The 11,106-nt window shown below is 44.3% G+C and carries 12 protein-coding genes and 2 rRNA genes; 4 read left to right on the top strand and 10 right to left on the bottom strand.

Features of this window, described 5'->3' with window-relative positions; genetic code table 11:
* Window positions 1-328, top strand: a 23S ribosomal RNA gene (locus BLS64_RS07790); the annotation flags it as partial.
* A 192-nt stretch (window positions 329-520) separates the two neighbouring features.
* Window positions 521-630: ribosomal RNA gene (rrf, locus tag BLS64_RS07785) — 5S ribosomal RNA — on the top strand.
* 234 nt (window positions 631-864) lie between these two features.
* Here the strand turns inward: rrf and BLS64_RS07780 are convergent.
* The 4 genes from BLS64_RS07780 to BLS64_RS07765 all read right to left on the bottom strand — a co-directional run bounded on the left by BLS64_RS07780 (window position 865) and on the right by BLS64_RS07765 (window position 3,345).
* Complete coding sequence (locus tag BLS64_RS07780) at window positions 865-1,401, bottom strand: lipocalin family protein (RefSeq protein ID WP_093112923.1); 537 nt, start codon at window positions 1,399-1,401, stop codon at window positions 865-867.
* Window positions 1,402-1,513: 112 nt separating this feature from the next.
* Window positions 1,514-1,945, bottom strand: a complete 432-nt coding sequence (locus tag BLS64_RS07775) for a DUF4268 domain-containing protein (protein ID WP_093112922.1) — start codon at window positions 1,943-1,945, stop codon at window positions 1,514-1,516.
* Window positions 1,946-1,948: 3 nt separating this feature from the next.
* A complete protein-coding gene (locus BLS64_RS07770) occupies window positions 1,949-2,614 on the bottom strand; it encodes a ZIP family metal transporter (RefSeq protein ID WP_093112921.1) in 666 nt (221 codons plus the stop codon).
* A complete protein-coding gene (locus BLS64_RS07765; RefSeq protein WP_093112977.1) occupies window positions 2,614-3,345 on the bottom strand; it encodes a class I SAM-dependent methyltransferase in 732 nt (243 codons plus the stop codon). Before BLS64_RS07765 ends, BLS64_RS07770 begins: the two co-directional genes overlap by 1 nt.
* 45 nt (window positions 3,346-3,390) lie before the next feature.
* Between BLS64_RS07765 and BLS64_RS07760 the strand changes: the two genes are divergently transcribed.
* On the top strand, window positions 3,391-4,551 hold the full coding sequence (locus BLS64_RS07760) for a THUMP domain-containing class I SAM-dependent RNA methyltransferase (protein WP_093112920.1): 1,161 nt from the start codon (window positions 3,391-3,393) through the stop codon (window positions 4,549-4,551).
* Between the two features lie 6 nt (window positions 4,552-4,557).
* Here the strand turns inward: BLS64_RS07760 and BLS64_RS07755 are convergent, their stop codons facing one another.
* Genes BLS64_RS07755 through rlmD form a run of 3 tightly spaced genes read right to left on the bottom strand, consistent with a single transcriptional unit; the run spans window position 4,558 to window position 7,122 of the window.
* Window positions 4,558-5,262 (bottom strand): DUF6048 family protein, encoded by a 705-nt coding sequence (locus BLS64_RS07755; protein ID WP_093112919.1) that lies wholly within the window; start codon window positions 5,260-5,262, stop codon window positions 4,558-4,560.
* Window positions 5,228-5,713 carry a DUF6452 family protein gene (locus tag BLS64_RS07750; protein ID WP_093228642.1) on the bottom strand — a complete coding sequence of 162 codons (486 nt, stop codon included), beginning with the start codon at window positions 5,711-5,713 and terminating at the stop codon, window positions 5,228-5,230. The genes BLS64_RS07755 and BLS64_RS07750 overlap by 35 nt, the downstream gene beginning before the upstream one ends.
* Window positions 5,713-7,122 (bottom strand): 23S rRNA (uracil(1939)-C(5))-methyltransferase RlmD, encoded by a 1,410-nt coding sequence (gene rlmD / locus BLS64_RS07745; RefSeq protein ID WP_093112917.1) that lies wholly within the window; start codon window positions 7,120-7,122, stop codon window positions 5,713-5,715. The genes BLS64_RS07750 and rlmD overlap by 1 nt, the downstream gene beginning before the upstream one ends.
* A 175-nt stretch (window positions 7,123-7,297) precedes the next feature.
* Between rlmD and rocD the strand changes: the two genes are divergently transcribed.
* Window positions 7,298-8,542 carry an ornithine--oxo-acid transaminase gene (gene rocD / locus BLS64_RS07740; protein WP_093112916.1) on the top strand — a complete coding sequence of 415 codons (1,245 nt, stop codon included), beginning with the start codon at window positions 7,298-7,300 and terminating at the stop codon, window positions 8,540-8,542.
* Window positions 8,543-8,594: 52 nt separating this feature from the next.
* On the opposite strand, the gene BLS64_RS07735 is transcribed toward rocD, so the two are convergent.
* The 3 genes from BLS64_RS07735 to BLS64_RS07725 are packed head-to-tail and all read right to left on the bottom strand — an operon-like array spanning window position 8,595 to window position 11,068.
* Window positions 8,595-8,933, bottom strand: coding sequence for a CCC motif membrane protein (locus BLS64_RS07735; protein WP_093112915.1), 339 nt, complete (start codon window positions 8,931-8,933; stop codon window positions 8,595-8,597).
* Window positions 8,934-8,947: 14 nt separating this feature from the next.
* On the bottom strand, window positions 8,948-9,232 hold the full coding sequence (locus BLS64_RS07730) for a DUF2752 domain-containing protein (protein WP_093112914.1): 285 nt from the start codon (window positions 9,230-9,232) through the stop codon (window positions 8,948-8,950).
* A gap of 3 nt (window positions 9,233-9,235) precedes the next feature.
* The gene (locus tag BLS64_RS07725; RefSeq protein WP_093112913.1) at window positions 9,236-11,068 is read right to left on the bottom strand and encodes a T9SS type A sorting domain-containing protein; all 1,833 of its coding nucleotides are present in this window, start codon (window positions 11,066-11,068) and stop codon (window positions 9,236-9,238) included.
* Between the last annotated feature and the right edge of the window lie 38 nt (window positions 11,069-11,106).

The following is an 11,106-nucleotide window of genomic DNA, read 5'->3' as shown; positions in this document are numbered from 1 at the left end:
CCATTAAAGTGGCACGCGAGCTGGGTTCAGAACGTCGTGAGACAGTTCGGTCTCTATCTACAGTGGGCGTTAGAAATTTGAGTGGATCTGACTCTAGTACGAGAGGACCGAGTTGGACTAACCTCTGGTGTACCAGTTGTTCCGCCAGGAGCACTGCTGGGTAGCTACGTTGGGAAGGGATAAGCGCTGAAAGCATATAAGCGCGAAACCCACCACAAGATGAGATTTCTTTAAAGGATCGTGGGAGACCACCACGTTGATAGGTCACAGGTGTAAAGGCAGCAATGTCATAGCCGAGTGATACTAATAATCCGTATAGCTTAGTGCCCCCGTCCCCCATAGCTCTTTAAGAGCGACGGGGGACAGGAAAACCTAAAGCTCCATTACTTGCTCAAAAATGTCTTCTTAATTTTTATTTTCCAATCATGTCAAAATATTAGTAGTTAGTATTGAGAATAGAGTATTGAGATTGTTGTATCTCACTACTCACTACTAAATTCTCACTACTTACTCAAAGACTTAAGGTGGTTATAGCAACGGGGCTCACCTCTTCCCATTCCGAACAGAGAAGTTAAGCCCGTTAGCGCAGATGGTACTGCTATCTTGTGGGAGAGTATGTCGCCGCCTTTCTTTTAAACCCTTCATCATGAATTTGATGAAGGGTTTTTTTATGTTCTAAAATTTAGATCTTTGAATATCAGTTTCCCTCCTTCGCATTTAGCAGTAAACCGGATTTAAAGACACAGGACGGCGTTAGACCTGTGAGAGCGCAGGTAAACTTTGAAAGCCTCTATTACGGTACGCTGACGTGGATGGTCAATTACTGCAGCAGCTGCACCATGCTGGCTTTGAATAGTTACGGATTTAGCGACTAAAAACGTATTGCCCCGAAATTGAAATCAATGCCTCACCGTCCTCTTCGGTAATTGTTGTGTTTTCACTAACATCCAGTACCAGGCGACTATCAGTTAATTCAACTATGATCATCTCTTTTTCAGAAGCAACCTCATAAGCACCGGGAGTGGAAGTCCCTTCAAAATTAGTAATATCAATTCTGTTGCCGGATACCACATAGTTTCCACTGGATTCATAACTTATGTCTCTGTAGGGGAGGGTCATCCCTTCCCCTGTAAGTATTACATCATAGACTCCCTCAGATTCAAAGGTCCCGTTTTCATGGAAAGTCATACTCGCATCGATGTTTTCTGCAATCCCTGCATAATCCGCCCGCATGCTCATTCCGTCAACTTTGGTTTCAGAATATCCGGAGTATTCAAATTCGGTCAGATTCCATTGTCCTATTAATGATCCAGAAATTTCCCCTTTTGATTCGTCATCTTTTGAGCAGGAAATAAGAGAAATGAAGAAGATTCCCAGCAGGCTTACTTTAATTATTTTCATCCTTTAAAGTTTTGGTTGGTTACGAGTTTTAAAGGAAAGAATGGGTAGGGAAGAGACCTTGGCTCGCTATCTTTCTGGAAATGAAAGTAGTAAAAAATGCTTATCAGATACTCTAGTTTCTGATATAATCGCTGAAATCACTGAAAAAATCTTCAAGCAGCAGCATCTTCTGGTACAGAAATTCCTTTACCCGCGGCCAGTCTTTTTTGTTGTAGATGCTTACTTTGTCCAGGTGAACATAGATCCTCGAGACGATCTTCCCTTCGGAAAGTTCGTAGTCCTTATCAAAAATAATTTCTGACAAATGATAATCGGTTTCCAAAATGCTCTTTAGAGATTCCAGTTTTTCAAAGTAATAGGCCCTTATCAGTTCATCTTCCTCAATGATGTCTAAAGAAACCTGGGCGTATTTTCTTTCAAAAGTGAACTTCAGCTGGATTTCTTTTATTCCTGTATTGTACAGCATCCATTTATGAGGATATTCCTTTCCAAAAGTCGTCCAGAACTCCTGCCTAAGTTTCTTTGCTTCTTCTCTGCTGAACATCTTCTACAGTAAATAAGCCAGGATTATGCCCAGAACCACCACTCCCAGTTTTGAGGCGTTGAAGGTGTGGTTCTTCGAAGCTTCAAATAATATAGTGGTCGAAACGTGCAGAAAGATCCCTATCACCACCGCATAAATATATACAGCATAAGTGTCAAGGATTTCGAAATTAGCATGGAGCCAGCTCCCCAGGGGCGTCATTACCGCAAAAATAGAAAGGAACAGGATCACTCTTAGCTTTCCAATTTTTGAATGTAAGAGAAAGGTTGATAATATGGCCGCAACCGGAATTTTATGTACCACCACCCCATGCAGCAGGTCTTCACTGCTGTTAAGCGGAAAACCTTCCAGCAATGAATGCAGCGAAAGACTTATCAGCAGGAGCATAGGGAATTTCCCGGTTTGCCCGTGATGCATGTGTCCGTGTTCCACCCCTTTGGACAGGAACTCCAGGAAGATCTGAATGAGCAATCCCAGCATGATGAAAACACCGACTCCTGATGTTCCTGAGGTATAAACTTCGGGCAACAGCTCAAATACAGTGACCGACAATAAAAACGCCCCACTGAAGGACAGCAGTAACTGGAATCCTGTAGAGGAGGATGGTTTTATGAAAAGGGAGATCCCAAAGCCTGTAACTACAGCAAGTAAGGGTAGAAGGTATATCATTAATTGAACACTAAAATTAGCCGGTCTGAATTCTGTTCGTCAAATCGCTCAAGCCGGTAGTTTCCAAAAGTGTGCTTCAGCACGATCCCTGCCTCTTGGAAATACTTTTGAAAATCATGCAGGGTGAGAGCCTGTACTTTTTCGGTATAGGAATGATCCATGTCTTCATCTGTAAAGCGAATATCCTTCATTACATACCCATCCTTGAAGCGCCTGTTGATCTCGAAATCTATTCCCTGTACTGTCTTGTTTTCTTCAGGCACAAGCGTTTGGATCACCTTTTTCACGTTCATAAAATCTATAACCCCATAACCTCCCGGTTTCAGTTCCTGTTTAATGGCTTTTATGGAGTTCAGGTTATCTTTTTCATTTTCGAAATATCCCAGGCTGGTGAAAAGGTTAAATACCGCATCAAATTTTTCATCCACCGGTTCGCACATGCAATGCGTGTAAAAACGCAAGCTGTGATTTTCAAACTGCCTTGCATGCCGAATGCTGTTTTCGGAAAGGTCTACCCCTGTGACATTATAGCCCAATTGGTTCAGAAAAACAGAATGCCTTCCCTTACCGCAAGCCAGGTCTAAAATAGTAGCGTTTTTAGGTAGATCAAGAAAAGAAACCAGGTTTTGCATGAATTCCCGGGCTTCATCATCGTTGCGGTCTTTGTATAAAATGTGGTAGTAGGGAGTGTCAAACCACGAAGAAAACCAGTTTTTCTCGGCTAATTCCATATGCAGCAAAATTAATGTATTTTTGCCTCTCACAGAATAGAACACATGGGAAATAATTTTAAAATGGTGGCCAAAACTCTTTTTGGCTTCGAACCTTTACTGGCAAAAGAACTGAGAAACCTGGGCGCGATGGAGGTAAAAGAAGGAGTGAGGTCTGTATCTTTTGTTGGGGATAAAGGTTTTATGTACAAGGCGAACCTGTCGCTGCGCACCGCCATTAAGGTCTTAAAACCCATTGATTCTTTTAAAGTTTTTTCTGAAGAAGACCTCTACAAAAAGGTCAACAGGATGCCCTGGGAGAAATATCTGGACGCTACTGATACTCTGGCTATTGATGCCACGGTACATTCCGATAAATTCACTCATTCCAAGTACATAGCATTAAAATCCAAAGATGCCATAGTAGACCGGTTTCGAGAGAAATACGGACAAAGACCCGGAATAGACCTGGATTTTCCAACTTTAAGGATCAACATGCACATTGAAAAAGATACCTGCACGGTTTCTCTTGACAGTTCCGGGCAATCCCTGCACAAAAGGGGGTATAAATCGGCCACTAATATCGCTCCTATAAATGAGGTGCTTGCGGCCGGAATGTTGCTACATTCCGGGTGGGACGGACAATGTGATTTTCTCGACCCCATGTGCGGTAGCGGAACCATTCTTATTGAAGCGGCCATGATAGCCTGTAACATTCCGCCGAACCTGAACAGGAAGGAATTCGGATTTGAAAAATGGAAGGACTGGGATGAAGCCCTTTTTGAGAAGATAGAGGAATCGGTTCTGAAAAAGATGCGGGATTTCCATTTTACGATCAAAGGATATGACAAGGCTCCTTCCGCAGTGCATAAGGCGAAAGACAATGTTGAAAATGCCAACTTATCTGAATTCATTACGGTAGAGCAGCAGGATTTCTTTAAGTCTGAAAAGCAGATCGAACGGCACCTGCATATGGTGTTTAATCCGCCGTACGGGGAACGCCTGAACATCGATATGCCCGAATTTTACAAAGCGATAGGCGATACCCTGAAGCAAAGTTACCCCGGAACCCATGCCTGGTTCATTACTTCCAACCTGGAAGCCATAAAGCACGTGGGTTTAAGGCCTTCCCGAAAGATCAAACTTTTCAACGGCTCGTTAGAATCCAAGCTTCTGAAGTATGAGATCTACGAAGGTAGCAAGAAGGCAAAAAGCAATAAATTTTAATTCATTCTATTTTTTGTAGAACGGAAGCAGGTAAGAAATAGAGTAGCCATAGCCAACACCCCAGGTGCTGTTGTCGTAAGTCCTGTGAAACCCGGGAATGTAAAGGTTGTCGAAGTTGCCGGGAGTGGTCGCTGTCACTCTTCTCTTCAGCTGTACATGAGTGCCTAAAAACACATTGTTAAGCACTTCTACCTTGATGCCCAGCTGCAGTTCGATCCAGCTGGCGGTGAGATTATTGAATTCCTGGGTTTCGGTTCTTACGTCTGGTCCAAAGTAATTGGTAGGGGAGTAGACCGAAAATTCCTGTAGTTCTGTAGAAAAGGTCGCGAAGCCGTACCTAAGGCCGGCAAAGATCAGGTTTTCCATGCCCTGCCAGTTCTCATAAGCATTGTAGTTCACCCCCACTTTGATGTAGCTACCGGAAGCTTCAGCAGTGACACTGGGTTCAGAAATGAGGTTCTTTTCGTTCCCTATTTCCGCAGCCAAATAGTAATCTTCATAGATGCGGTAATCTCCTTTGATCTCAAAGCCCTGGTAGTTTTCATCCAGCACCGTGCGTAAAGGTTTGCTCAGATCAATTCCCAGGCGCAGCCCGTATTTTTCCCTGTATTCCAGAGTGTCTGCCGGTTGTTGTTCTTCCTGTGCGAAAAAAGCAGAAGGATGAAAGACAGCAATACTAATGAGTAATAGAAATATGTGCTTCTGTTTCATTTTCTACATTTTCTAGTAAGATCACTTCAGAAATTATCCAGTTGTCCTCGTCCTGTAGTGTGTTGGCATCAATGTTCGTAAAATTTACTTTATAGCCGCAGGCGCGGTTAAGATATTCGGGCGCGGGATCATAGCTAAAGCTGATGCGATCCTCATTCTCGGTGGTCGCCGCGCTGTTGCGGATAAAACTGTACTCGGTCACATTCTCATTTGTTCTTAAGGGAATGGTAATGGTATTCACTGTTTCGGGTCCCAGGAAAATTTCTTCCCCGGCAGCGCGAACTACAAGGTTCTGTACCGCTTTGAGCTGAGAGGGATCTGCAGCGTCATAAAATTCAATTACCAACAGGGGAGTGGTCTCTGTACCTTCAGGACAAATGTCATCTTTTTGACATCCCTGGGCTATAATGATAAAGCCTGCTAAAAAAATCCATTTTTGGAACTGGTTCATTATCTTCTTTCTAAACATACCACGTTCTCTACGTGAAAGGTTTGAGGAAACATGTCCACTGCCTGTGTCCTGGTCACTTTATAATGCTCGTCAAGCAACGCGAGATCACGGGCCTGTGTAGCAGAATTACAGCTCACGTAGACGATTCGTTGCGGCAAGATACCAATAATTTGCGCAACTACATCTTTGTGCATTCCGTCGCGGGGAGGATCGGTGATGATCACATCAGGATGTCCGTGCATCACAATGAAATCATTGGTAAATACCTTTTTCATATCACCCACGTAGAATTCGGTATTTTCAATGCCGTTGTTCCGTGCATTTTCTTTGGCATCTTTAATAGCTTCGGGCACAGCTTCCACGCCGATCACCTTTTTCGCCTTGGAAGCGACGAACTGGGCGATGGTTCCGGTTCCGGTATAAAGATCATAAACCAGTTCGTCACCGGTCAAACCTGCAAAATCACGCGTGATCTTGTAGAGTTCGTAAGCCTGTGCAGAATTTGTCTGGTAGAAAGATTTAGCGTTGATCTTGAACTTTAAACCTTCCATTTCTTCAAAAATATGGTCACGGCCTTTGTAACAGATCACCTCCTGGTCATAGATAGTGTCATTTCCCTTGGAATTGATCACGTATTGCAGGGAAGTGATCTCAGGAAATTCTTCCGCGACAAGATCCAGCAGTAATTCCCTTTTCTCTTTATCATCTTCGTAGAACTGGATCAATACCATGATCTCTCCCGTAGAGGACGTACGGATCATCAAGGTCCGCAACATTCCCTTTTGTTCGCGGGTATTAAAAAAGGAAATATCGTTTTTAATGGCGAAAGCTTTGACTTTATTGCGGATGCCGTTACTGGGCGCCTGCTGCAAATGACATTCTTCTATGTCCAGGATCTTGTCCCACATACCAGGAATGTGAAAACCAAGGGCGTTCCTGTCTTCAATATCTTTCCCGCTCTGGATCTCTTCCTGGGTAAGCCAGCGACTGTCACTAAAGGAAAATTCCATTTTATTGCGGTAAAAATATATCTCCTTGCTTCCCAAAATAGGGGTAACCTCCGGAAGTTCCACTTTTCCCAGTCTTTGCAGGTTGTTGATCACTTCCTTTTGCTTGTAGTGCAGCTGGTGCTCATAGACCATGAATTGCCACTTACAGCCTCCGCAAACGCTAAAATGAATGCAGGGCGGCTCCACCCGCTTGTCTGAATAACTGTGAAATTTTGTAGCGGTACCTTCGTAATAGGCTCTTTTTTTCCGGGTGGTCTGTACGTCAACCACATCTCCCGGCACGGCATTCCCAATGAAGATCACTTTTCCGTCGGGCGCTTTGGCAATGCTTTTTCCTTTTGCCCCGGCATCGATCACTTCAAGATTGGTAAATTCTTTATTTCGGTTCTTTCTTCCCATGGGGCAAAAATAGGATAAAAGCTAAGATTTATTGGGGCTACGGGTGAAAAATTCGGGAAACATTTAGTAATTTGCGACTTCTGAATTCAGGATGATTTCTCTCCTCAAATTACCCATTTTTGCGGTAATTCCGAAAAGCAGGAATTTCGTTTTAGTAACATGTAAAATTTAAACAATGACGATTTCAGAAAAAATTTCTTCAGAAGAAGCAATCCAATTAGAAGATCAGTATGGAGCGCACAACTATCACCCGCTTCCGGTAGTGCTGGAGAGAGGGGAAGGAGTGCATGTTTGGGATGTGGAAGGAAAGAAATATTACGATTTTCTTTCGGCTTATTCTGCGGTGAACCAGGGGCATTGCCACCCGAAGATCGTAGGGGCAATGTATGAGCAGGCTCAGAAACTCACCCTTACTTCAAGGGCTTTCCATAATAACGTTTTAGGGCAGTACGAGAGATTCGCATCAGAATATTTCGGATTCGATAAACTGCTACCAATGAACACAGGGGCAGAAGCTGTAGAAACCGCCATTAAGATCGCCAGGAAATGGGCTTACGAGAAAAAAGGTGTAAAGGAGACCGAGGCGCAGATCATCGTTTGTGAGAATAACTTCCACGGAAGAACGACTACCATCATCTCTTTTTCAAATGATGAGGAGGCGCGCAAGAACTTTGGCCCTTATACCCCCGGATTCCTGAAGATCCCATATAACGATACCGAAGCTTTGGAAGAGGTTTTGAAAAATAACGACAACATCGCCGGATTCCTTGTAGAACCAATACAGGGTGAGGCCGGGGTTTATGTACCTACGGAAGGATTCCTGAAACGTGCAAAGGAACTTTGCGAAAAGCACCATGTGTTGTTCATTGCCGATGAAGTGCAGACGGGAATTGCACGTACCGGAAAATTGCTGGCAGTAGATCATGAGGAGGTGAAGCCTGATGTATTGATCCTTGGAAAAGCTATTTCTGGCGGGGTTTATCCTGTTTCTGCCGTATTGGCGAACGATAACGTGATGAACGTGATCCAACCGGGACAGCACGGTTCCACTTTTGGAGGAAACCCTGTTGCCTGTGCCGTGGCCATGGCTGCATTGACAGTGATCAAAGAAGAGAACCTTGCTGAAAATGCCGAGGAACTTGGTAACCTTTTCCGCAGAAAATTAAATGATTACATCAGGAACTCGAACATCGTGAAGCTGGTGAGAGGGAAAGGATTGCTTAACGCGATCGTGATCAACGACAGCGAAGAAAGTTCGACAGCCTGGGATATTTGTATGAAGCTAAGGGACAATGGCCTGCTGGCCAAGCCAACCCACGGGAACATCATCAGGTTCGCACCGCCGTTGGTGATGAACGAAGAGCAATTGAATGACTGCGTGGAGATCATCACGAAGACGCTTAAGGAATTCGAAAAATAAAAGCTGAAAAGTTTAAAAATAAAGGGCTGTCATTGACAGCCCTTTTTAGTTTTTAGAAGTCAGCACCGCCGCCGCCATACTCTCTCATCATCTCCTCCTGCATTTCCTGAAGGCCTTCAATTCCGTAGTAAGCAAAGGCAATAATAGTTCCTATGAGATAGATGGCCGAAAGAACGATCCCGATAATGGCGAGGATCTTTCCGCTTTTTACATTGTTATATCCTTTATAGAGTTCGGGTTCTGCCATATAGATCTGTTTGGCCTTTTTCGCCATGATCAAAGCAATGATCCCGAAGATCAACCCAATGATGCCGTAACAGCAGCAGGTAAGTATCGAAAGGATCCCAAAGACCAGGATCAATGTAGAATTCGGTAAAACTTGTCTTTCCATAATTTTGGTTTTGGTTAGTTAAATAAAAAGCTGACTTTGTAGGCGTAGGCACCTACAATTATGATGGCATTTAAAATTATAAGACCTGCTTTTACATACCAGTCTTTCTTAAACTTTATAAATAGGTTTACAACGAGGAAAGCCAGCAGAAGCAGGATGGTATAAATTGCAGGGTACATTTTGAAAGCGGAAAAAAAATCTCCCTGAAAGACCAGCACCAGTGCACGCTGGGCCCCGCAGCCAAGGCAGTCAAAGCCGAATAATTGTTTGTTGAGGCAGGGAAGTAAAAATTCCTCCATAGGCTATCTTGGGTTGATCACTGCGATCTTTTTCGTTTTTCGGACGTTCCTCATATCGGTTACCTCCACAATATACAAAGCATTTGCCATATGCTGGGTGGAGATGCTTATGGAACGCCTGTTGCCAAAACTGGTCCTGAAAAAGATCCTTTTTCCCTGAAGATCATAGAGCGCAACCGACCTAACCGGGGAGAAAGAGTCACTGATGATCTCAAGTTCTCCGAGCCGGTTGTTCTGAAAAATGGAGAAAACGGTTTCCTCTTCTTCATTGAGAAGAAGTTCTACCGGTGATTCGGCATTCGCTATTTTAGCTCTAAAGGCAAGCATGAACCTGTTGTTATGATTTCCCGTTGGGAGTTCTACTTCATATGTATCCTCCAAAATGGAGTGGTACGTATTGCTTTGGCTATCTAATATATAAAGATTTTTGTTTTGAAGGTCTTTTGTGCGGGCAGCAGAAAACTTTAATGTGGCATTCTCATGGTCAACCTTCAGGAAAAAGGGGATCTCCTCTTCAGGATCAAAAGGCCTCACGTCTATGACATAGCTTTCTTCCCCCTGCAGCCAGCCCACATCGGCAGGAGCCAGATCATAGGCCGCGGCATCCATTCCGGGATCTGTTCCGGCAGAGGCATCGTTCCAAAACCCAAGGGTTAATCCGCGTACATATTCCCCGTTGATCTCTACCTGGAGTTTTACTTGCGGAACTTCGATCTTTGCACTTTGTTGTCTATTAGTTGACTTGTTGGTTGCTGAATTCGCAGTAGGAGAAAATACCCTATGAGCATTTTTAAATACGACATTTTCATCACCGGCGCCTATTACCATGAAACCCTGGCCCACCGGAAGGAACCTACGGTCGTAATTCTTTCCTTTTTCATTGGTGGAATTTTCCACACTTCCATAAGATTTGAAAATGGGAGGTTCATATATCCCGGAGGTGCAGGGAGCTACCGGACTAAAAGTGCCGTAACCACCGATATAATCCTCAAGATAATGCGAACTGCCGTTCTCTTGTGAATCCCAGAAATAAGCGATGCCCGTCGTGGCATTCTTTCTTTCTATCACTCCGTGGCAGGAGGTATTCAGGCTCCCGGAACCTGAATTCTCCAGTAGGAAGAGGCTCAGGTCCATTCCCGAAGGGTATGGATTCCCTACCAAGACGATCTCTTCAGCAGCAATTGGTACCTCAATATTTCCTGAGTTTGGCCTGCCTCTGAGATCATACCTCTGCGCATTTCCGGGGTTATTCGGCAGGTCGTCCACCATAGTTGCGTCACTGCCCTGCACGCCTTTCATGCTGAAGCCGTAGCCGGGTTTTATCGTCGTTTCCTCCCCAACAAAGTGCCAGCCGTAATAATTTATCCCAGAGAAGGTGTAGATCCACCGATTGGAAATGTTGAGCGGATTAGAGCTGCCGTTAAGGCCGGAGGTATGTGAAGCCTGTTTGCTGAAGGTCAGCGTTTGGGGCTGATGGAACATGCCAATTCCAAAAAGCCCGTTCTTGTCGGCGCTGTTTCCCACAGGCGCTGCCCAGTAATCGTAATCGTAAGCCCCGGCAGTACCGGTCTGAAATACAGAAAGTTCGCCGTTCCCGGTGTTCGGTGTCTTCTGCTCTTTACCCTGGATCAATTGCCCTTCTTTCCGAAGGTATAGACTGGCCTCGGTTTCGCTGCTGTGATTCTTGTTCAGGTGAATGTTATCTGCAACGAAGAGTACGGCGTTCTTCACATATACGAAGTGATCTTCTTTTTTGGCAGAAGGCCCAACAAAAAATTGGGCGGTGCACAGGTGGCTAATAAATAAAACCGCCGTTAAAGGTAAAAATCTTCTCATTTTGCCGAAATTTGTCCCGGGTCTGTAATTTTAAATGA

It is taken from the genome of Salinimicrobium catena, from assembly GCF_900102915.1.
Lineage (GTDB): Bacteria > Bacteroidota > Bacteroidia > Flavobacteriales > Flavobacteriaceae > Salinimicrobium > Salinimicrobium catena.
Note: the sequence above shows the minus strand (reverse complement) of the source record. Positions and strands in the feature narration are given on the sequence as shown.